The organism is Hymenobacter sp. BT491, assembly GCF_014349165.1.
Lineage (GTDB): Bacteria > Bacteroidota > Bacteroidia > Cytophagales > Hymenobacteraceae > Hymenobacter > Hymenobacter jejuensis.
On record NZ_JACSJJ010000002.1, the window covers coordinates 634,404 to 657,121 of the forward strand.

At 56.1% G+C, this 22,718-nt stretch carries 17 protein-coding genes; 2 read left to right on the forward strand and 15 right to left on the reverse strand.

Going from position 1 to position 22,718, the window contains the following annotated elements:
* Positions 1–135: 135 nt before the first annotated feature.
* Complete coding sequence (locus tag H9I52_RS08440; RefSeq protein ID WP_316248015.1) at positions 136–1,392, reverse strand: NAD(P)/FAD-dependent oxidoreductase; 1,257 nt, start codon at positions 1,390–1,392, stop codon at positions 136–138.
* A gap of 31 nt (positions 1,393–1,423) precedes the next feature.
* Positions 1,424–2,260, reverse strand: coding sequence for an SDR family oxidoreductase (locus H9I52_RS08445; protein WP_187453503.1), 837 nt, complete (start codon positions 2,258–2,260; stop codon positions 1,424–1,426).
* 104 nt (positions 2,261–2,364) lie between these two features.
* On the opposite strand from H9I52_RS08445, the gene H9I52_RS08450 reads away from it, so the two are divergent.
* Entirely contained in the window at positions 2,365–3,234 is an 870-nt protein-coding gene (locus H9I52_RS08450; RefSeq protein ID WP_139516938.1) for an SDR family oxidoreductase, read from the forward strand.
* Positions 3,235–3,391: 157 nt separating this feature from the next.
* Here H9I52_RS08450 and H9I52_RS08455 read toward each other — a convergent pair whose 3' ends face one another.
* The 6 genes from H9I52_RS08455 to H9I52_RS08480 all read right to left on the reverse strand — a co-directional run bounded on the left by H9I52_RS08455 (position 3,392) and on the right by H9I52_RS08480 (position 11,120).
* Positions 3,392–4,831, reverse strand: a complete 1,440-nt coding sequence (locus H9I52_RS08455) for a TolC family protein (RefSeq protein ID WP_187453504.1) — start codon at positions 4,829–4,831, stop codon at positions 3,392–3,394.
* Positions 4,824–8,015 carry an efflux RND transporter permease subunit gene (locus H9I52_RS08460; RefSeq protein ID WP_139516940.1) on the reverse strand — a complete coding sequence of 1,064 codons (3,192 nt, stop codon included), beginning with the start codon at positions 8,013–8,015 and terminating at the stop codon, positions 4,824–4,826. The genes H9I52_RS08455 and H9I52_RS08460 overlap by 8 nt, the downstream gene beginning before the upstream one ends.
* A gap of 30 nt (positions 8,016–8,045) precedes the next feature.
* Entirely contained in the window at positions 8,046–9,137 is a 1,092-nt protein-coding gene (locus tag H9I52_RS08465; protein ID WP_187453505.1) for an efflux RND transporter periplasmic adaptor subunit, read from the reverse strand.
* Between the two features lie 34 nt (positions 9,138–9,171).
* Positions 9,172–9,360 carry a hypothetical protein gene (locus H9I52_RS08470; protein ID WP_187453506.1) on the reverse strand — a complete coding sequence of 63 codons (189 nt, stop codon included), beginning with the start codon at positions 9,358–9,360 and terminating at the stop codon, positions 9,172–9,174.
* 529 nt (positions 9,361–9,889) lie between these two features.
* Positions 9,890–10,738, reverse strand: coding sequence for a DUF1571 domain-containing protein (locus tag H9I52_RS08475; RefSeq protein WP_187453507.1), 849 nt, complete (start codon positions 10,736–10,738; stop codon positions 9,890–9,892).
* Positions 10,739–10,820: 82 nt separating this feature from the next.
* On the reverse strand, positions 10,821–11,120 hold the full coding sequence (locus tag H9I52_RS08480; RefSeq protein WP_139516944.1) for a hypothetical protein: 300 nt from the start codon (positions 11,118–11,120) through the stop codon (positions 10,821–10,823).
* Between the two features lie 103 nt (positions 11,121–11,223).
* Here H9I52_RS08480 and H9I52_RS08485 point away from each other — a divergent pair, with 103 nt between their 5' ends.
* Positions 11,224–11,979, forward strand: a complete 756-nt coding sequence (locus H9I52_RS08485) for a glycosyltransferase family 2 protein (protein WP_187453508.1) — start codon at positions 11,224–11,226, stop codon at positions 11,977–11,979.
* 7 nt (positions 11,980–11,986) lie between these two features.
* Here the strand turns inward: H9I52_RS08485 and H9I52_RS08490 are convergent, their stop codons facing one another.
* From H9I52_RS08490 to H9I52_RS08520, 7 genes are all read right to left on the reverse strand, one after another.
* Entirely contained in the window at positions 11,987–13,291 is a 1,305-nt protein-coding gene (locus tag H9I52_RS08490; RefSeq protein ID WP_187453509.1) for a metal-dependent hydrolase family protein, read from the reverse strand.
* 175 nt (positions 13,292–13,466) lie between these two features.
* A complete protein-coding gene (locus tag H9I52_RS08495) occupies positions 13,467–15,149 on the reverse strand; it encodes a DUF4394 domain-containing protein (protein WP_187453510.1) in 1,683 nt (560 codons plus the stop codon).
* Positions 15,150–15,376: 227 nt separating this feature from the next.
* The gene (locus H9I52_RS08500) at positions 15,377–15,877 is read right to left on the reverse strand and encodes a YkvA family protein (RefSeq protein ID WP_187453511.1); all 501 of its coding nucleotides are present in this window, start codon (positions 15,875–15,877) and stop codon (positions 15,377–15,379) included.
* A gap of 157 nt (positions 15,878–16,034) precedes the next feature.
* Positions 16,035–19,097: a T9SS-dependent choice-of-anchor J family protein gene (locus H9I52_RS08505; protein WP_187453512.1), complete on the reverse strand. Its 3,063-nt coding sequence runs from the start codon at positions 19,095–19,097 to the stop codon at positions 16,035–16,037.
* A 200-nt stretch (positions 19,098–19,297) separates the two neighbouring features.
* Positions 19,298–20,488: a hypothetical protein gene (locus H9I52_RS08510; protein WP_187453513.1), complete on the reverse strand. Its 1,191-nt coding sequence runs from the start codon at positions 20,486–20,488 to the stop codon at positions 19,298–19,300.
* A gap of 82 nt (positions 20,489–20,570) precedes the next feature.
* On the reverse strand, positions 20,571–21,431 hold the full coding sequence (locus H9I52_RS08515; protein WP_187453514.1) for a type 1 glutamine amidotransferase: 861 nt from the start codon (positions 21,429–21,431) through the stop codon (positions 20,571–20,573).
* A 144-nt stretch (positions 21,432–21,575) separates the two neighbouring features.
* The gene (locus H9I52_RS08520) at positions 21,576–22,673 is read right to left on the reverse strand and encodes a carboxylate-amine ligase (protein WP_187453515.1); all 1,098 of its coding nucleotides are present in this window, start codon (positions 22,671–22,673) and stop codon (positions 21,576–21,578) included.
* Positions 22,674–22,718 lie beyond the last annotated feature (45 nt).

A 22,718-nucleotide genomic window follows, 5' to 3' on the forward strand; every position in this document is an offset into this window, starting at 1 on the left:
GGTTTAGGTGTAGAGGGAAACAAAGTTGTGTTTCTCTGTACTGCTAAACCCCAGGTAGGGTTGCAAACTGGCCTGCCCGAACACATGCGCTGTATCTCCGCTTAATGGCTTACTTAAAACTGGCCCGCGCCAATATCAGCCCTGCTCCTGTTGGGTAGATGACATTGCTTGTCCGGCCAGATAGCCCGTCGTCCAGGCAGCTTGAAAGTTGAATCCGCCCGTAATGCCGTCAATATCAAGTACTTCGCCTGCGAAATACAGATCCGGTACGAGGCGGCTTGCCATTGTTTTCATATTGACTTCAGCCAGCGGGATGCCACCGCACGTCACAAACTCTTCTTTAAATGTCGTTTTGCCGCGCACTGCCAAGGGCATGCGTAACAAGTTTTCAATCAGGCGATTCTGAACTTTGGCTGCCAATTCGCTCCAACGCGTTTCGCCTATTACTCCGGCTTGGTCGGTGAGGGTACGCCAAAGTCGTTGCGGCAAACCAAACAGGGGATTGGACTGCACCACCTTGCGGCCATTCTGAGACCGAAATTCGTGCAGCCATTGCCGCAGCTTTTCTTCAGTATGCGTTGGTACCCAGCTTACTAGGGCTGTGCCGGTATAGTTGAGTTCGTGCAGGAGGCGTGCGCCCCACGCCGATAGCTTGAGCACGGCCGGGCCGCTCACGCCCCAGTGTGTAACCAACAAAGGCCCTTCATACGAAAGCGTTGAACCCGCCAATACCACGCGGGCGTGTGGCACGCTCACGCCCATTAGCTCGCGCAGGGGCGATTCGGGCACGTTGAAGGTAAACAGGGAAGGCACTGGCTCGGCAACGCTGTGGCCTAAGGCCCGCAACCAATTATAGCCTTCGCTTTTGGGAACGCCGCCCGTAGCGATAAGTAGCTTATTTACAACCAGTTCCTGCGCATGAGTGCCCGTGAGACGCAAGGAAAAGCCACCTTCCGGCAAGGGAGTAAGCTCTTCAGCCGCCGTGTTATTCCAAATTTTTACGCCGGCCTGCCGCGCAGCTTCCAGCAAGCACTGGGCAATGGTTTCGCTGGAATCGGTGGTAGGAAACATGCGCCCATCGGCCTCGGTTTTGAGCTGGACGCCGCGGCGCTCGAACCATTGCACCGTATCCTGGGCGCCAAACTGTTTGAACGGCTCTTTCAGCTGTTTGCCACCCCGTGGGTAATGCTGCACAAGCTGCGCCGGCGAAAAACAAGCGTGCGTTACGTTGCAGCGACCGCCACCCGATACACGCACTTTGCTCAGCAACTTGCCGGTTTTTTCGATGAGAATGACCGTGAGCTGCGGGTTGGCCTCCGCACAGGCGATGGCGCCAAAAAAACCCGCCGCCCCGCCGCCCAGCACGGCTACTACAAAAGAAGAGGAATTCACGCCGCAAAGATACGTGTGAAACACCTGAGCTTCAGGCCTTCAACGCTTCAAACAAGTTATTATGTAAGAACTTGTACTTCAGTGATTTATGCATCAGCGCACTGCTGATGGTTTTGCCACTGCTGGTATCGTCGGCGCGGAATATTGGGGGTGCGGTGTGCAATTGGGCGGCGGCAGCCGTGTAAAATTCCTGCCGTGTAGGGTGATGGTCGGCGCATGCGTTGAAGGTGTATCCCCAGGCCTGCTGACGAATGATGGCCATCAGCAGCCCAACACAATCGTCGAGGTGAATGAGGTTGACGGGCGCCTGCGCATTGGGAACATCTTGGCGGCCCGCCAGAAAGCGGCCCGGCGGCCGTGCCGGCCCGAAAAGACCACCAAAGCGAACCACTGTGGTAAGCCAGTGGCTTTGCTGGATGAAGTTGCTTTCAGCCCGCAACAAATCCGAGGAAGCGGTAGCCGTAGAAACCGCATCAACCTCTGTCATGACGCGGGGTTCATCGGGATAGACGCTGGTAGAGCTTACAAACAGAATGTGCCGCACGCCGCAGGCCGCAATCGCTTGTTGCACAGGGCGTAACAAATCCGGATAGGTGCTTGCTGTCTTACGCGGAGGTACGTTGAGCACCAATACATCCGCGCCGGTGAGCATGGCTCGAAGCGTATCGTCGTCGGTTTGGGTGAATTCCGGACCAAGGCGCAGCAAATAAGGCGTAATGCCGGCATCGCGCAACTTCAGCAAGTGACTCGGGCGGGTCGTGGAGCCGGTCACGACGTGGCCCGCCGCAACCAGCGCTTTCGCCAGGGGCAGGCCCAGCCAACCGCAACCCAACACGGCAATGGTCGGAAGAAAGGGATCTGTTGTCATGCGTCCCAAAGGTGGTAAAAATTCCTTCGCTTGGTTTTTTTCTCTGCCAAATCCAAAAATGCCGTTCTTGTGGCTTTCCCACACTTACTTCTCAACCTCGTTCCATGCCTGCCTACTCCCAACCCATGCTCCGCGATAACGCTCTTCAAGGCAAAACCATCGTCGTAACCGGCGGCGGCACCGGCCTGGGCCGCGCCATGACCACATATTTTCTTCAGCTTGGCGCTAACGTTACCATCACCAGTCGCAAGCTGGACGTGCTGGAAAAAACCGCCGCCGAGCTACGCCAGCAAACCGGTGGCAAGGTGCTGGCCGTGCAGTGCGACGTGCGCAAATATGAGGAAGTAGAAAACATGTTGCAGCGTACCCACGACGAATTTGGCGGTGTCGATGTGTTGCTCAACAACGCGGCCGGCAATTTCATCAGCCCCACCGAGCGTCTTTCCCACAAAGCCTTCGATGTGATCGTGGACATTGTGTTGCGCGGAAGCTACAACTGCACCCTGGCCTTTGGCAAGCGTTGGATCGCCGATAAGAAACCCGGCACCATTCTGAATATCGTAACCACATATGCATCAGTTGGTTCTGCATATGTGGTTCCTTCGGCGGCCGCTAAAGCCGGTGTGCTGGCCATGACGCGCTCTTTGGCTGTGGAGTGGGCCAAATACGGCATTCGCTCCAACGCCATTGCGCCCGGCCCGTTCCCGACGGAAGGCGCCTGGAGCCGCTTATTCCCAGCCCCACTGGCCGAAAAGCTCGACCCAGCCGGATCAGTGCCCCTGAAGCGAGTAGGTGAATATCAGGAACTTGCGAACCTGGCCGCGTACTTAGTATCCGATTTTTCGGCTTATGTCAACGGGGAAGTCGTGACCATCGACGGCGGCGAATGGCTCAACGGCGCCGGCGAATTCAATAAGCTGGAAATGATCCCCGCGCCCATGTGGGACCAAATTGAGAAAGCGATGCGCCGATAAGCGAGTGCTGACTTAGTAGGGGCGAACAACGTTTCCTGCAAAACACAAAGTCCGTCTTTTACAGCACTTGTTTGCTGTGAAAGACGGACTTTGTGCGTATAAGTAACTCGGCCGCGACGGGCGGAGTTACAGCAGCTGAGCTGGCCGGTTTGTGCGGTTAATTCCAGCCGCCACCCAATGCCCGATACACATTAACGGTGGCATTCAATTGCTGCATTTTGGTTTCGATCAGGTCAAATTTTGACTCCAGGGCTTCCCGTTGCGTGAAGAGCACTTCCGTGTAATCGGCCCTTGCCGAACGGAAGAGGCTGTTAGAAATCGTGCTCGACTGGTTCAGGGCCTGCACGGCCTTCGCTTTCTCGTCGTAGCTCTTGGCCAAATTGTTGATGTTGGCCAGCTGATTGGCTACCTCCACATAAGCGTTTAGCACGGTGCGCTCATACTGGTAAATGGCCTGGGTCTGAAGGGCATTGGCACTCCCATACACCGCCTTGATTCCGTTGCGGTTCACCAGCGGCGCGACCAGATCGCCCGCCAGCGAATACATCATGGATTCGGGCGACGTGAACAGCAAGCCGGGCTTGAAAGCCGCGAAGCCCGCTCCGCCGGTTATGCGCAGCGCCGGGTAAAAGTTTGCGCGGGCTACCTGCACGTCCAGTTTGGCCGCTGCCAGCCGTTGTTCGGCCTGCCGGATATCCGGCCGGTTTTGCAACAGCTGCGCGGGCACCCCCGCCTGAATGTTGTTCGTGGCTAAATCGTTGAATGACTGATCGTTACGAACAATAGGCTGCGGGTACCGCCCCACCAGAAAATTGATCCGGTTTTCAGTTTCGGTGATGCGCTGCTGGATATTGTACTGAAGGCTGCGGGTGTTGTGCACCTGCGCTTCAAAACGTTGTACCGCCAGTTCGGTCACCCGGGCCGATTCTTTCTGAAGTCGCACCAACTCCAGCGCATTGCTCTGAAGCTCAATGTTTTGCTGGGTCAGGGCCAACTGGTTATCGAGCGCTAGGAGTTCGTAATACGAGTTGGCAATTTCGGCAATCAGATTCGTGACCGTGAAATTCCGGCCTTCGACGGTAGCCAGGTACCGCAGGGCTGCTGCCGTGCGGGCATTGCGCAACTTGTGCCAGATATCCACTTCCCAGCTCGCAAAAGCGCCGATCTGGTAATTGGGCAGCGGATTGGGGTTTCTTCGCTCCTCCTGAATGTTGACGGCTTCCTCGGTCGCGCCCTGAAGCGTGTACCGACCGGGACGTTCGGCTTCGGCCTTAGCGCCCAAGCCCAGAAAGGGCAGGTACTCGCCTTTGCGGATCTGGACCTCGTTGCGGGCAATCTGAATCTCCTGCAATGCAATGTTCAGCTCCTGGTTATTTTGCAGCGCCGTATCGATGAGGGCAGCCAGGTTCGGGTCGGTGAAAAACTGCTTCCACCGAAGCTTTGCGGTGCTGGCCGTATCCTGCGCGTTGGCATTGTTATAACTAGCAGGAACTCTTCGGTTTACTGTTTTCTGAACCAGATTCGGCGTTGCACAAGCCGCAACTGCTAACGAGAGGCTGGCTGCGCTAAGGCATTGATAGATGCGTCTCTTAAGCATAAGGTTCTGTTTCTTCAATTAATACGCGCGGCTCAACGCCTTCCAGTATGGGGGATTCGTTTTCGTCCCGAATCAGTTGGTGGCTGCCGGCCAGCGTACCAAAGAAGTAGTACAAGCCAGGAATGATGACCACCCCGAACACGGTGCCGAACAGCATACCGCCAAGGGCCGAGCTACCGATGGTGCGGTTGCCGATAGCTCCGGCGCCCGTCGCCAGCACCAGCGGAATCAGACCCGCAATGAAGGCAAACGAGGTCATCAGAATCGGGCGGAAACGAACGCGGGCCCCTTCGATGGCCGCCTCGCGGACCGACATACCTTCGGCGTGCTTCTGGGCGGCGAATTCGACAATCAGTACGGCGTTCTTACCTAGCAAACCGACCAGCATCACAAGGCCCACCTGGGCATAGATGTCGTTGGCTAGGCCCATTACTTTGATGAACAGGAACGACCCGAACACGCCCGCAATCAGCGAGAAGATTACCGCCAAGGGCAGCAAAAAGCTTTCGTACTGCGAAGCGAGCACCAGGTAAACGAACACCAGCACCACCAGGAAAATAATGGTGGACTCGTTGCCGCGCGACACTTCGTCTTTCGACAAGCCGCCCCAGTCAATGTCGTAGCCGTGGGGCAGGTCTTGCGCTACTTCCTGCACGGCTTTAATGGCCTCTCCCGAGCTGTAGCCCTCGGCGGCGCCGCCCCGGATGGAAGCGGTGGTGTACATGTTGTAGCGGTTGATTTCGTTGGCGCCCTGCGACTTAACGATTTTCATGAAGGCTGAGAACGGCACCATTTCGCCTTTGTCATTTTTTGCCCACATGTTTAGGATGTCTTCGGGCAGCTTCCGATATTCGGGCGAAGCCTGCACGTACACCTTGAAAAAGCGCTGGTACTTGATAAAGCCCAGCTCGTAGGTCGAGCCCACCATGATGGAAAGCGTGTTCATGGCGTTGCCGATGCTCACGCCTTTCTGCATGGCCAACTCGTTGTCAATCTTCAGCTCGTACTGCGGATAGTCGGCTGAGAAGAAGGTGAACAGGCCCGCAAGCTCCTTGCGCTTTTTCAGCTTGGCCATGAATTCCTCGTTCACCTTTTCCAGCGCTTTGTAGTCGCCGGAGTTGGTTTTGTCGAGCAATTGCAGCTGGAAGCCGCCTGCTGCGCCGTAGCCCGGCACTGCCGGTGGCTCGAAGAATTCGATGGTCGCACCGGGGATTTCGTGCGCCTTTTTCTCCAAGGCTCCGATGATATCGGCAATGGATTCTTTGCGCTCTGACCACGGTTTCAAGTCAATCAGACAGGTGCCGGCGTTGGAGCCCCGACCTTCGGTGAGTACTTCGTAGCCCGCCAGGGTTGAAATGTTGGCGATGCCGGGCACGTCCTTGGCTAGGCTGGCGAGGCGCTGCGAAACGGCATTGGTTTGCTCCAGCGTGGTGCCGGGCGGCGTCTGCACAATGGCGTAGATCAGGCCCTGGTCTTCGCTCGGAATAAAGCCGGCCGGCAGCTTGGCCGTGATGGCCCAGATGCCCAACCCGAAGGCCAGCAGCATGGCGAAGGTGATGAGGCGGTTGGCCACAATCTTCTCCAGCAAGCCGGTGTAGCTGTTGGTCAGATTCTCAAAACCACGGTTGAACCAGTCGAAGAAGCGCTGCATCGGCGTTTTTTTCTTGGGCTTGCCGTGGTTGTTTTTCAGAATCATGGCGCAAAGCACCGGCGTCAGCGTCAGGGCCACCAAACCCGAAATCACGATGGCCGTAGCCATGGTAATGGAGAACTGGCGGTAGAAAATACCCACCGGGCCGCTCATAAACGATACCGGAATAAACACGGCCGTCATCATGATGGTGATGGCGATAATGGCCCCGCTGATTTCGCCAACTACCTTACGCACAGCATTATAGGGCGACAGATGCTCTTCCTCCATCTTGGCGTGCACGGCCTCAATCACTACAATGGCATTGTCCACGACGATACCAATTGATAGCACCAGCGCAAACAAGGTTATCATGTTGATGGTCAGGCCGAAAGCCTGCATGGCCACGAACGAGCCGATGAGCGACACCGGCACGGCGATGGCCGGAATCAGCGTCGATCGCCAGTCGCCGAGGAACAGGAACACCACCAGGGCCACCAGAATAAAGGCGTCGCGCAGGGTGTGGATTACGTTCTCAATGGAAGCGTCGAGGAAGTTCGACACGTCGTAGGTGATTTTGTAGTCCATGCCGGGCGGGAAGCTGGTTTTCTTCAGCTCTTCCAGCTTGGCTTTCACCTCTTTAATCACGTCCGAGGCGTTCGAGCCGTAGGTTTGCTTCAGTACGATAGCCGCCGAGGGGTACTGGTTCAGGTTGGAGTAGATGTCGTAGAACTCCGAGCCCAGCGCCACGTCCGCCACGTCTTTCAGGTGCAGGCTTTCGCCGTTGGGGTTGGCCTTGAGAATGACGTTTTTATACTGCTCCACGTCGCTAAAGCGGCCCTGGTAGCTGAGTACGTATTCCAGCGACTGCGCCTGCCCGCCATCCGAGCGGCCGATACGGCCCGGCGAGCCGATAACGCTCTGTTCGCCAAGGGCTTTCATCACGTCATCTACCGAGATATTGTAGGCGCGCATGCGGTCGGGCTTCAGCCACACGCGCATGGCGTATTGGCGGCTACCCAGAATGTTGGCCCGGCCAATGCCGCTGAGGCGCTGCAACTCGGGTAGCATGTTCACCCCGGCGAAGTTGAACAGGTACTTCATGTCCGTGTTCTTGTCTTTCGAGTACAAGTTCACGTACATCAGCATGTTGGGCACCACGCGGTTCACCACCACGCCTTCGCGCTGCACCAGTTCCGGTAAGCGGTTCAGTACCTGCGCGATACGCGTGTTCACGTTCACGACGGCCTGGTCGGGGTCGGTGCCTAAGTTGAAGACAATCTGGATGTTGGCTTCGCCGGCGCTCACGGCGTCGGAGGTCATGTATTTCATGCCCGGTACGCCGTTCACGGCCTGTTCCAGCGGAATCAGCACCGATTCGGTGAGCACCTTGGCGCTGGCGCCGGGATAGGCCGCGCTCACCATAACGAGGGGCGGCGAAATTTCCGGGAACTGCGACGTAGGCAGCTTCATGATGGCCAGCGCGCCCATCAGGACGATGACCACCGAGATAACAATGGCAAAAACGGGCCTCCGAATGAATTTACTAAACATATTCTGTCTGGTTATTTATAGGATAGGACCTTATTCGCTGTACACTTTCAGGTGCGAGATAACCGACTGTGGCGCCTTGTAGTCGTAGGTAATCTTGTCGCCATCCTTCACCTTGCGCAGGCCCTCCAACAGAATCCGGTCGTTGGGGGAAATGCCGGATTTGATGATGTAGAGGTCGGGCATTTCGGAGGCGATGTTCACTTCGCGCTGGTGCACCACGCTGTTCTTATCGACTACATAGACATATTTCTTCTCCAAGATTTCGAACGTGGCTTTCTGCGGCACAATCAGGGCGTGTTGCAGCGGCACGGTCATGAGCACACTGCCGGTTTCGCCGTTGCGCAGCAGGCCGTCGGGGTTGGGGAAAGTGGCCCGGAAGGCGATGTTGCCGGTTTCGTTATTGAAGTCAGCCTCAATAGTTTGCACCACGCCAGTTTGGTTGAACACCTCGTTGTTGGCCATCCGCAGCTTCACTTTCGTGGCGCTGTCGCTGGTTTTGGCGTGCTTCTTATAGTCGAGGTACTCGGCTTCCGGCACGTTGTAGTAAACCCACATTTTGCTGTTGTCCGATAGGGTCGTCAGCAAGTCGCCCTCATCAACCAAGCTGCCCAATCGGGCTTGGAAATGGTCCATGATGCCGCTAAACGGCGCCTTCATCGTGGTGAATTGCAAGTGCGTTTGGGCCAGCGAGACATCGGCGTTGGCCTTATCGTACTTCGCCTGCGCCAGCGCTAGCTCGCTGCTGGATACGATGTTTTTATCGGCCAGCTTCTTGGTATTCTGGTACTCCTGGCCCACATAGTTGGCTTCGGCCTGCGATTTTTTCAACTCGGCCTGGTACACCGTGGGCTTAATCTGAAACATGAGCTGTCCTTGCCGGACGTGTTGCCCCTCGTCGACATAAATCTTCTCCAAATAGCCTTTCTCCAAGGCCCGTAGCTCAATACGCTGGATGGAGTGGATCTGGGCGACGTACTCTTTGGTGATGGTTGTGTCTTTCTGTAAAGGGCTGGTAGCCAGAAGCTTAATCTTCTCTTCCTTTTCCTCTTTTTCTTGCGAGCAGCTTGTAGCGCAATACAAGCCGCACAAGCTCACGAGTGCGAGCATGGACGTTCTTTTCATAAAGACGGTAAATCCCCTGAGGGGTGTGATAATCTTAGGAAATGTGATTTTGAAGGGGGCAATGAACGGTCATTACCTGAGCTGGTGGTGCGTTGGGTGCCTGCACCAAGCGGAAAATCAGGTGGTCTTGCTGTTGATTAGCTCGTTGGCAATCCAACAGCTGCTGTTGCCATTTCAAAAACTCCGTCGACGGGACGGCGTGGCTTACATCGTGTTCGTTCATGCTTTGCAATGGGCTTTGCTGGTGTAGCAGAAAGCCATTCGACTCCAGTGAAAATGTCAGGCCCGCCCCCAGTCTAAAAGATCAAAATCGAACGAGAAATGCCGATTCAGCCCAGCTTGGTGTCGGGTATTGACGGCACAAGCTAGACCGTGTGGCATGAAGCCGACATGAAGCGATGAATTAAACGCAGTTACTTACTGAGTCTGCCTATAGAGTATACACTTCTAGTTAAATAGTTGACTGTTAGATAATTACATCGAAATATGTGTGCTTTTGTACGAATGCTGAGCAGCCGAGATTTATTTATTATGCGGTTTGCCGGAGCACTTACTTGAAGCGCATGGCGGGTAGCAGCAGCCCGTGACGGCATACGCTGAAACGACAAAGGAGAAGTCGCAACTTCTCCTTTGTCCTGAATGAAACGCAGCATTTTGGGGCATATCCTACGGGAAAGGAATAGATGCCCATTTCCCAAGCCGACCACTTACAGGCAGTTGGGTTAGCACTTTAAGGGTTTTTCTGCAAAATGCTACAGCTTGTATCCTTTGTAATCTTTGGTAAATTCTGCTAACGGAATAGGTTGATTAGCAGCTACTTCCGAAAAGTCAAATTTTTCAAACAAGCCTTTGTCGTCGAAAACCTGCACCGATATTGGCAGGAATAGCTTCTGATCAATGCAGATGATCGTGCGCCGCCCGTAGGCATTGGGTACTTGCAAAACTTTGCCTTCGGGAATGGCGGTTTCGGCGGAAAGGCTGTTGCGCTCCATGATTCGGTATTCGCCGCAGCCAAAGCGAGCGGCGACCCGCGCTACGGTTTCGCCTTTGCCGGCTTTGTATGTTACGTAGCGAAACTGCGGAAACTCGGAGCGCAGGACGTAGCACGGATGCCCCGCCACGAGCGTATCGCCGTCGTAATGAAACGAGCGATCGAAGGCCCGATCTTGGCGCAGGTTGGAGCCGCGGATGATGTCGGCAATGGTGCCGAAACCCGCGTCGAGCACGCTGTGGTGCTGGTTGCGGCGCATCAATGTACCGTTGGGATCAAGGCTGAGCGTGACGTACGGGAAGCTATTGGGGTACACCCAGGCATCGCCGTCGTTTTGGCCCGTAACCCACAGTACCTCAATGCCTTTCTGGTTTTTCAAATACACCCGCAACGGACTCAGCGTCATTTTCATGCTGGTGCGGGCTTGCTGGTAGCTGCTGCCAATGCGCTCCTGGGCCCGCACGTTGCAGCGCAGGGTTTTAAGATCGTCGATAGCGTCGGTAAGGCGTGTAAGTAACTGATCAGTAGTGAGTTTTTCAGCCGGTGGTGCTGCGGGTAGGAAGGCCAGCAGCCCCGTGGCAAGGGCGGTAAGCCAGATAAAACGGAGCATGAAATAAAATTAATACAGAAGCGAATAGGCGCAACGCCATTCTGCACAAACCGGGCCGGAGCTGCCGCTGTTGCGGAATGCGCTAATTGAGGCTGACGCGCGGAAACCGGGACGTACTGCTGTCGAATAGGAAAAGCTCGTCTATTTCGACGCGGCGGAAAAACCGGTAGAGCGGGAATTGCTCGACGATGGCCCGCACGGCTTCCGGGGTTTCGCCGTTCATGGTGATCCAGCCCCGGGTACGAGTGGCGCTGATGGCGTAGGCTTCCACGATGTTGGCTTCGATGAGCTGGTTAACCAGCGCCCGGTGCGGTGGAATCAGGGCCAGAAACTCTTCGTCGAAGAAGTCGGGCAGGTTGAAGGTGATGACAAATTTGGCCATGACAAAGCGGGTGGATACTGGATTAACGCCACCTCCGCCCGGAAAGTTGAGCTTGACCGGGGGCGGAAGCAACTTTTTTTGGCCAATTGCAGAATAGGAAGGCATGCACTTTAGCGTTATTACTCCGACTCACAACCGCCGCCAATTCCTGCCCGAAGCTGTGGCCAGCGTTCGGGCCAGCATCACGGCCCCCCTTGACATTACGTTCGAGCAGTTAATCTGCGAAAATGGCTCTACCGACGACACTGCCACTTGGCTTCGCGAAGCAGCCAAGCAAGACGGCGCCCCGGTGCGCTACTGGAGCCAGAAAATCAAGTCGTTGCCCGGCCCCGCCCGCAACACGGTAATCAAGCATGCGCCCGCCGAGGCATGGCTGGTTCCGCTGGACGACGACGACATTATGCTCCAGCGCAATTTGTTTCATTATGCCGATCTGATTCAGCAAAGCGCTAACACACAATGGTTTGTGGCAGATTTTCTGCGCATGGATCAGGAGCGCCGCTACCTGCCCGGCGAAGATTATTACGCTTGGCGCTTCGACTCGCCCACCGACATGCTCCGGGCAATTTTCAAGGCCGAGCATTTCATTCAGGGCAACGTCTGCTACAGCCACAAGCTGTTTGAAGAAGTCGGGGGCTACGACGAAACCCTGCCCATGGCCGAAGACCTAGACTTGTATGTACGTTTCTTGCTGGCGGGGCATCAGCCGGTCATCTCGCCGCACATCAGTCACCTGCACCGCTTCCACACTAGCAACATCAGCGTCGGTGTTGATGCCGACAAGCACGGTAACGACCTGCGCGAGATTTACGATCGCTACGCGCAAGAGCTTGGTAAACAAGGAATTGAACGACCGTAAGATACGTCTACGGCTGCTTGTACAAGGCCCCATCTTTCATCACTAGCTGCACCTGTCGCAGGGCGGCTACGTCTTTCGTGGGGTCGCCGGTGACAGAAACCAAATCGGCAAGCAACCCGGCGCTAATGCTGCCGCGGTCGGTGAGGTGAAAGATGCGGGCATTGCCGCTGGTAGCTTCTTGTAGCACTTCGAGGGGTGTAAAGCCGTATTCGCGCACCAGTAGTTCCATTTCGCGGGCGTTGTCGCCGTGGGCAAATACGCCCACGTCGCCGCCCATTGCGAAGGTTACCCCGGCTTTGCGCGCCGCAGCTATGCTCACGCGTTTCTCGCGAATGCGTTCGGGCTCTGGGTCTTGACCTTTGCGCCAGCCTAAGTATTGCGACACGGCGTCGCCGGCAGCTACCGTTGGGCAGAGCGCAACGCCGCGTTGTTTCATCAGCTTGAAGATTTCCGGCGTGCCGGCGTCGCCGTGCTCGATAGTTTCGACGCCCGCCAGAACGGCGCGGCGCATGCCCTCGGGGGTTGATGCGTGGGCTACCACCGGGCGGCCCGCGGCGCGTGCCGTCTGCACAATAAGGTTGAGTTCTTCCTGCGAAAACGTAGGGCGCGAAGGTTCGCCTTTGCCCCAGCGATAATCGGAATACACCTTGACGACGTCGGCCCCTTTGCCGATCTGCTCGCGGGTAGCGCGCACCACGCCTTCGGGGCCGTCGGCTTCTTGGGCGCCCTGTGGTACTTCCACATCCACGGAAAGCTTAGGTCCGTAGCTGCCCGACGCCACCAACGCCCGCGTAGCCACCAGCAGGCGCGGGCCTGGTATAATGCCTTGATCAATAGCTTGTTTCAACCCCACATCGGCAAATCCGGCGCCTTCCGTGCCGAGGTCGCGGGCGGTGGTGAAGCCAGCCAGCAGCGTACGCTGGGCGTGGGCGGTGGCGCGGGCCACCCGCAAGGCCAACGACTCCGTGTTCACTTGGTCGTTCCAGGAGGTTTCGTTGTAGGGGTGGAGCAGCAGGTGCGAATGGCCTTCGATCAGGCCCGGCAACAAGGTTTGGCCTGTTAGTTCTAGGGTGCGCGTTCCGGCGGGCGCACTGACCTGCGCGGCCGGGCCCGCGGCCACAATTTTGTTTCCGGTTACCAGCACTACCCAGCCCGAATGCAACTCCTGCCCATCAAAAACGGCCGCTGGGCGCAGCAAGGTGGAAGTGGCAGTAGTCGCTGTACCCGGCTGGGCCCGCAACAGCTGAGGCAGTAACAACAAGGTCAGCCCCAGAAAACGCTTCAGATAAGGTTTTGAATATAAAGTGATCATTGCCAATTACTTATGTATATACGGTGCGTATGCACCCAACGAGGCCGTAAAGTGAAGAAAATAGTACTAATGTCGTCAAGAAGAGGCGGCTTTAAACTAGACTATATAACTTCCGGTATGGCACAAAAAAGCCCCCTGCTGACAGGGGGCTTTTAAATGGAAAGACAAACAAGGCTTAAAAGCCGGGCCCAATGGCCAATGCATTTATGTAGGAGGGCCGCCCACCGACCAAGTTTAAGGGACGGATATATGTTGCCGTGCCCGTGCTTAGGTTCACCGTGCTAACCGAGTATTCAGTCAAGCCCTGGTACAAATGAATGGCGTAGGCGGTATTGCTGGTGCCCCCAATGTTAAAGCCAAAAGCATTTCTTGGGATACCAGACTCTATTGATACTGGAGGCAGGCTGTTGATATCCAGGAAGTTAATGCGGGTGAGGATGCCTGTATTGGGAGAACTCAACTGGTAGAGCGTGCTTCCGTTTCTCTCATCGCCCAATGCATACAAGCTGGTGGAAGTCGCGCCGGCGAGGCTATTGCTGTAGGCGGCTTCGGTGAGCCGTACGTCGCTGGGCTGGATGCGCCCGTCCTCGACCACGCTGCCATCCTCGGGGTTGACGCGCAGGTTTTGGCCCGATGAGGAAACGATGCGGATTCGGTCCACCACAGGATTGAAATCAAACCCGTATTGTCCGTAAAAATCCACGGGCGTCCCTAACTCAGCCACGCGCGTGGCCGCGCCCGTGGCAGGATTAATGGTATACAGACGGCTGCTGGCTATGTAGGTGATATCGTCGCCGCGGTAAAGGCCGGCTTGACCTGCGACTAAGGCGTAGAGCTGGCCGGTGGCGGGGCGGAAATCAAGGCCGAGCACCTTCTCATTTTTGGCCAACCCGCCAATGACCTTCGTTACCTGCACGGAAGGGGTAGCAGAACTCGTCGGGTCGAAGATGTGGAGAAAGTTTGTGGTCTCTCGGAAATTAAGCTCGCTATAACCAGCTGCATACGCCACTGGTTGTGTCGGAATGGCAAGGGCGGTGTAGCCTAAGCTGGCACTGTACTGCGCCAAGGCCCGCGCCGCGCCGGTGTTCAAGTCCACCGTAAACAGAGTCGGTTTGCCATTCACTGGGTACAGCCCAAGGGCCGTACCCGTCTGGGCATCGATGTCGAAGCCTCCGTCGCCGCTGATGTTAAGCTTCATGCTGCCTAGGGCCACGAGTTTGCCCTCATTGGGTGGATCTTGGCGGTAGAGTTGGTCGGTGGCTGGGTCCAGGTCGTAGAGGACGGTCGTGCTAGCGCCGGCCACGTTGTTGGTGTACGCGGCTCCCGTTACGGTGGCACCTTCTACGCTGGTGAGTGCCGCATCTTCAGCAGCCACAGTGCCGGTTTCGGGATTGAGACGCAGGTTTTGGCCGGTGTTGGTCACTAAACGGATCCGGTCCACGGTGGGGTTAAAGTCAAATCCCACCAGATTGCCGGCCAACGCTGGCGTGAAAGCTCCGTTGCCGATGGCGCGCGCCGTACCGGTCTTTTGGTTAATCACATACAAACGGCTGGTGCTGCCTAGGCCATAAAGTTGTCCGGTGGCGGGGCGGAAGTCTAGCGCCAACAGCTTCTCGCCGTTTTGCAAACCGGTGATGGCCACCGAAGCCGTGCGGGCAACCGGTGTTTTAGTAGAATAGGCGTCGAGTTGCGTTCCTCCCGATAAAGCATAAAAGGAAATGTCCAGCCCCAGATCGGGATAAGTGGGCGTTGGATTGGGCTGCGGAAATAGCTGCTCCAGCAGGTCCTGACACCCGCTGAGCGAGGTCGTAAGCAGAACGGCCGCGCCCAGCTTGGCGAGGGAGGAAAGTCTTAGCATGTTACCAGTAGTATATGATTAAAGGAAGAATAAATGCGAATGTATTTAGTCACATCTGCAAGTACATTCTTTCCCTTAGACATACAAGCTATCTGGCAACTACTAACTTATATTTATTTAAGTACAGATAACTTACAAGTGAACAGGCAGATAGCCTCCTAGTGCAACGCCCATAAACGTGCACATACTTGTGGGAACTTCCCACTTACGCAGCAGAAGATATTAACTCAGGAATGGCCCAACTCTGCCACCGGAGGCAGGCTGCGGTCGCTTCTGGCTGGTTCGGGGGCTGTACCCGTTATGGCGAGAGCAGACGTTTTTTCCCACTTCTGAAAGCGGATCAGTTCGTCGCGGAACTTGCCGATAAACCAACTCATCAACGCCAGATCATCCAGAAAACCCACGACGGGCAGGAAATCGGGCACCAGATCCACGGGTGAGAGCACATAAAGCAGCACGGCCAACCCCGATATGATCGTGGTAGTCTCGATTTGGCGGTACGAGCCGCTGACGAAAGCGCCTACCAGCCGAATGAGCGTGCGCACCATGTCGATGGTTTGCTGAATGGGGCCCTTTTTGCTATTCTGGTCGTCGAGCTTGGCGGCCACTTCCCGCAGGGTTACGGCCACGGCGAAGGGTTTGCCCAGGAGCTTGGTGGCGCGTCGGAGGAAAACATTGAAAACGGCGTTTTTAGCAATCCGAAGGCCTTTTTCGGCGAGAGTAGACATAAGGTAAGAGGGGAAATTAAGGCCAGTCCACGCGACCAGCCAGCAGCGTGTACGCAGGGGCTTTCGGTGGCGTTGTCCGTCTGTTGCCGGGTGCGCATACAAAAGAGCCTTTCTCCATGGAGAAAGGCTCTTTTGTAAATGATTTATAATCAGATGCTTACTGTTTTACAAACCGTTTGACATAGGTTTGTTGGGGGCCGGCCAATCGGATAATGTACACGCCAGGACTCAGGCCCGAAACCCGCTGGCTAAGCTGCTGATTCAACTGCTCCAGCGAACCAGTGCCCGTTAGCACTGCGCGCCCATCCACGGCATTTACTTGGAGCTTCAGCGACTTGCCGGTTTCGGGCACGCGCAGCCGCAGGGTAGTAGTGGCAGGGTTTGGGTAGAGTTCTAGTCTGTCGTTCAGTAACTTAGCGCCGTGCGCGGCCAGTGCCGTGCCGAAGGTATAGCGCGTCTGGACGGGGTAGTGGTCGGTGGTGGTGTTGCCGTAATTGGGTACGAGGTTAGCAACGCCAGTCAGGATAGTAGCCGAGTTGGGCAGGTAAAATGGCACTACATCATTAGTCACGACGACGTGATCGATGATGTCGTTGTAACTCACCGTGGAGCGCAGGCCTGCCTGGCTCAGCGGCAGCGTCAGGGCCGTATAGTTGGCCGGGTCGGTCGTGAAGGCGCTATACGACGTGATGGTAGTGGTCAGGCCGGTGGTGATGGTCACGTCGAGGTCGTCGTTGAAGTCACCCAAGATCACCACGTTGCTGTTCGCGTAGTCGGCGTCCAGCTTGGCTTTCAGGCCATCGGCGGCATTTTTGCGACGGTCGTAGGACGTGGCAGTGGGGCTGGTGTTAGCCTTGGCATGAATCAGCACGAAGGTGAAATGCTTGGTGATGCCGTTCAGGGTCACGTCGGCGTCCATCAGGTAGGGGAAGCGTCCCGACGACCAATAATTGTACTCCGGGCAATTTTCGGCCTGCGTACACCGAAACAGCGACGAAATCGTCACGTTCTTAAAAATGCTCGTCTTGTACACAAAAGCCAGTTTCTGGGCGCTGGCGTAGTCGGCATCCTGGGCGTTGTCGGCGAATGAGCCAAAATCAGACACCTTATAAGTGTAGCCGCCGCCGGGCAACTGCCGCACAATGCTGCCCAGCCGCACCGTATCTACCACTTCCACAAGGCCATAAATATCAGCTTGGAGCGAATTCAGCACGGTGCGCACGTTGGCTTGTTGCTGGTCGTCGTTGGTGGGGCCATTTTGGGGCGAGCCAAACCATTCGAGGTTCCAGTTGACGACTTCCAGCGTGTTGTCGGGGTTAAACGTGTTGCCCGAAAGCGCCACCGTCACCGATGTAGCTTCCAGCGAGGCCAGCGTCAGCGAGCCCGAATAATTTTGCTGGGCCTGCGTCGGACTGAAGCGCACCGTCACGGTTTGGGGCACTCCGTTGGCTTCGTCGGCGGTGTAAGTCAGCACGTCATCGAACGTCGTGCCGTTCTTCGAAATCTGAAAGCCAGTGCCGCTAGCCGTAATCGTGCCCGGCCCGCGCAGGTTGCGAAACGTGACGGTGAAGGTTTGGGTAGCAGCGGTATTTTGCGGTTGATACCCAAAATCCAGGCTGCTGGCGGTGGTGGCCACCGAAGGTGGCGGAGCAGTAGTCGAGTTGCGCAGACTGACGTCGTCGAGGGTCCAGCGAGCGCCCTCCTCGGTGGTCGCGTTGTACACGAAGGCCACATATACTGTCGCAGCTTTGTACGCGCTCAGATCTACGGTGCTGAGCGTCCACGTATCCGTCCCGATCGCGGGGAAGAAAGCGTCGAGGTCGGTCCAGGTTACCCCAGCTGCATTGGGGTTGCCCGAACCCGAGTAGTCGGTCGACACGCGCAGCCGCAGCGGGGCCCCGTTGAACGCTACCCGGCTCCAAAATGAAAGCAGCGGGAAGGTAAAACTGGCCGTGTTGAAGGCCGGCGAAATAAACCAGTCTTCGTTTGTTACGTTGGTGCCGTTGGCAAACCCATTGATTTGCACCCCGTTAGGTTTGCTGGCCTTGCCCGTAGCATCGGCGGCATCGTGGCCGAAAGTGGTGCAAGCCCACGTCTGGTCGCCGGTTAGGCTAAACTGCGTCCAGCCATCGGAAACCGTCGTGGCGCAGTTGTCGAAGCTGAAAACCAAGTTGTTGGGGTCGATACCGGTGCCGCTTACCGCCACGCTTTTGCTCTGGGCGCCGGGGCTAGCATTCGTAACAGAGCCCGAAGCGGGGCCGCCCGCGGTGGGAGCGAAGCGTACGTACACCGTTTGGGCGGTGGCGAGCTCGGCTTTCGTAAAGGCTAGCGTGGCGGCAAATCCGGCCGAGGTGCTTTTGGAAACTGCAAAGCCCGCGGGTGCTGTTACCGTCACATCATCGGTCAGATCAGTCGCCGTAAGAGAGTAGGACTGTATCGCTGATTCAGTGCTAATATTCTGATTGCCAAAGGATAAGCTGGTAGGCGTAACAGCCAGCGTTGGCGTATTGGCGGCAATGTCGCTCCACGCCAAACTGAAATCGTCGAGGGCGGACGTGGGCCGGTTGCCACTGCCCGTGGACGCGGCCAGCGCCACCACCCGAATCCAGACAGGCTCCGTTACGTTGTCGAGTTGGCTGCCAAAATCGGCTGTGACGGCGGTAGAAGAGAAGCTGGTGCCGCCCGTCGTCGGGTTGGCGGGGGTGGTGGTAACGGTGGTAAACGAGGCCGGCGTAGCACCAATTCCGTAATCGACGCGCCAAGTAGTCGTGCGCGGGGAGGTGGCATCCAGCGATTGCAGCTGAAAAGTGAGCTTAAAGCCGGATTTACGGGTGGTGTTGGCCAGTTGAAACACAAAAGCCGCCCCTGGGTCACCGAAAGTACCCGTTTGGCGCACCGCCAGCGCGCGGTTGGTCGCGGCGTTCTGCTCATCAGTGGTGGAAGCCGCAGTAAGGCCGGTGGCCGAAGCCACATTTTTGAAGCCGGAAGACGTTGAATTCCAGACGGTTGGTGCAATAATGGGCGTGGCTGCTGTACCCAACACAGTGGCTGTCGCGCCCGTGCGCACCGTGAAGCCAGCCGGCAACCCTCCGCCGACGCCGTCAAAATTTTCAGAATAGGGGCTGGTTGATAGCGTCACCTGCGCAAAAGCACCGGACGCAACCAGCAACAGAATAACCACTCCGGTCAGAAACCGGAGAAACCGTAAATGATTTTGCATAGCAAGGAAGTAGGATAGGGATGGTTGCGCAAGCAAAAGCAGCCCCGAACCGCAGCCCGAATGTTACTTTTGCGTCAGTAAACAGGACTCCTCCTTGTTCGCGCGGTTCGGACGAGCCCTATTCATCCACTACCCGCAAGGCACCGGTTCTCCAAACACACTACGTGAAGCAGCGTCCGCTGCCGCAGGATTTCCTTTTACTACTCAAATAGGCAGACTGTTCCGCCCACCCAATCTTTATTTTTATTGAAGTCCACCCCAATCATGGCACCCCGGCTGAGGCGGCCTAAGTTCGTGATCAGCAAAGGTTTGGCTGCGTTCTCAGGCCACACATAAAGCATCCGGATTTCGCATTTTACCAGCCCGTCAGGCGACTGCACTACGGGCTCGTACTGCACTTTGCGCTGCAATAGATAGTTGTGCTTGTCCGAAATGGCATCCAGATCGGCTGCCGTTATATCAAGGCGCACGCCGCTGCCCGCAAACGAGAAAAGCGGCTTCAGTACAAAGTTCTCTAAATCAGAGGGATAGGAGGCAAGCTCCGACAGATAATAGCTCTGCGGAATATACGGGCTGCTAAGCAGCGGCATCGTGTATTTGCTGATGCGGAAAAACCAGTTCGGGTGCCCGACCCACGTCACGTCCACGTCGTCATCGGTCAGGCTAAACTCGGTTTTGAGGTCGGGGTAGTGTTCTAACTCATCGAATATCAAGCGATTGTAAATGCGCTTGATGTCGATGCGCCGACCTTCCTTCTCGTAGTAGAGCTGCCGTCCGTCTTTGCGTACTCGCGTAATGCAGACGGGCTCCACGCCCAGCGCACGCCGCGTCAGCTCAAAATCGACACGGGTTTTCTGCTTTTCCGGAAACAGCTCCAACAAGATGACATGCTCCGGATCTTCCTCTCCCACAATGACTTGACGCAAAGCGTCGAAATACTGTGCGGAGCTATCGACGTTAAACAGCTGCGAAACCGAATCTGGCACCGGGAAAAACCGGCGAAATAAGTCCGGTAAATAATCCTGAAATGCGTAGAGGGAGGGAAAGCCCTGTAGTTCAATTAGTTGTGGTTCTAGCTCGCCTTGTGCGTTACGGCATATGGCATAATCAATGGCCAGAAACGAGGTATGCGCATTTTCGTTCGGGACGCGCTGATGCGGCGGTACGGCCTTATCCGTCAGGGCCTTGAAGTTGTCGGCCGTCAGCACGTCAATGATGCTTTCCCCCGCGCTGACAAGTTTATCGCGCAAGGCCGCCGGCACGAAAATAGGGGTTTCGGCAACCCTGAAATCCAGTTGGCCCGGCAGGTCTTGCGCAATCGCAGCTAACATTTCCTGGTAGCGTTGCGGGCTGAAACCTGCGTTGTAGGCTCGACGGATTTCGGGAATCATAACTGGAGAGCGAGAGGATATAACCAATTGATAATTAACGCAAAAGCGGCGGCAGTACCAAGCGCTGCCGCCGCTTTTGCGCTTAAGCTACCGAAGCATTGGGCTCCGCAATTCGCGTAGGCACCTCGCTGAAAGCCGCAAAGCTGGCAACGGCCCGGCGCAAAAACGTAGGAATAATCACTGATTCGGTCAGCTCGATGGCGTTTGGGTCTTGCAGGAGCCGAACCATATCGTTGTATTTGGCCTCGCCGTAGTTGGCGACGACTTGTTGGCGTTTTTCTTCGGTCAAAAAGTAGCGCAGCATCCCTTCGCCGTCGGCTTCGGGATGAAATTGGGTGCCCACCACTTCGTCGGTGAAGCGCAGCGCCATCAGAGCACGCTCCAGCGGTACGTGCGGGCGATCTTTTTCGAGGCATAAGACCTTCACACCCAAGGCATTGATGCGCTCCCAGTGCGGGCTGGTTACTTGGTAGTCGCGCGAATCGACGGCGAAGAAAGGCTCAGGGAGGTCCTGCAATACCGGATCGGATTGGCCGTCGTCGGTGAGGTGAATCGGGAAAATGCCGAACGAAGTAGACTTGCGCTTGCTCAGCGTACCGATGCCCAGATGCCGGCTCACTAGCTGAAATGAGTGGCAGATCAGCAACAGATGCTTTTTGCGGTCGTGGCTGCGGTTCCAGGCGAAGAGGCTGTCTATCAGCGAGAAATAGGGCTGTTCCCAGGCTTCGGTAGAGGGAAGCGGGCTGCCTGGGCCGCCCGTTGAAATGTAGATGTCGTATTCCAGCCCCGGCAGGGCCACCTCGGCGCGCACATTGAATACGTCAAAGGAAATATCGGCAAGTTGCTCTTCCTGAATGCGGTGAACTAGCTGAACAATACAACGCATTCCCTCATTGGGGAAATTGTCGTACATGTCCAGAATGGCAATTTTTAATGATTTCATTCGAAACTATCGGCGCAAGGCCGATTTGGTGTACTTAAAAAAACAGACCTCAACAAAGGTCGTAAAGCCCCGTGAGGTCTGCACTACTTCAGGGTAAAACGCCCTGCCCGACGGTTTCGTTTTGATCCTATTTGGGAGTGGCACTCAGAGCCCGTACGAGGTTTCCTGAATGACAAAATCCACAACTTGCTTTAAATCATTCGTTTGCCGGAAAACGTTGAGCTGCCGATCGGCCCCGGTACCGGTTTCTAGGATGTTCAGCACATGCTCCACCTCCTTGCGGCTGCCAAGCTCATCCACCACATCATCCACGAACTCTAGCAGTTCATGAATCAGGGCGCGCGTCGGCACTTCCTCCTCTTTGCCGAAGTCGATCAGCTTGCCGTCGATGCCGTAGCGGGCGGCGCGCCACTTGTTTTCGTTGAGCAGCGCCTTGCGGTAGAGCCGGAAGTTGAGGTTGCTATTTTTGAGTTTATAGATTTTGGCCACCAACGCCTGCATCACGGCCGCCAGCGCGATGGTTTCGTCGACGCGCAGGGGCATGTCGCAGATGCGGTATTCGATGGTGTTGAAGAACGGATGCAGGCGCAAATCCCACCAGATCTTCTTGCCGTTGTCGATGCAGCCGGTCTTCACCAGTAGCTTGATGTACTCGTCGTATTCGCCGGCGCTGGTAAAATAATCCGGAATGCCGGTGCGCGGAAAACGCTCGAACACTTTGGTCCTGAAGGACTTATAACCAGTTTCGCGGCCTTCCCAAAACGGCGAGTTGGTGGAAAGCGCAAAAATGTGCGGCAGGAAATAGCGCAGCGCATTCATCATATACACGCCAATCTCGCGATTCTCAATGCCGATGTGCACGTGCATGCCAAACACGAGGTTGGAGCGGGCCGCCTCCTGCAATTCCTCCACGATCTTGTCGTAGCGGGCATCGGGCGTGATGGGCTGATCTTGCCAGCGCGAAAACGGATGCGTTCCGGCCGCCGCGATCTTCAACCCCACTTTGTCGGCCAAATCAATCACCATCCGGCGCAGGTAGCTCACTTGCTCGCGCGCCTCCTGAATGTTTTGGCAAATGTTCGTGCCGACTTCCACCACCGATTGGTGCATTTCGGCCTTCACCTGCTCGTGCAACATCAGCTTGCCGCCTTCCACAATCGAGGACATGTGGGAACGCAGGTCGCGCGTTTCCGGATCGATGGTCTGAAATTCCTCTTCTATTCCAAGCGTGAAAACGGGCATATTCGTAATATATTGGTAATGAAGTGATTATGGAATCGTGTCGGA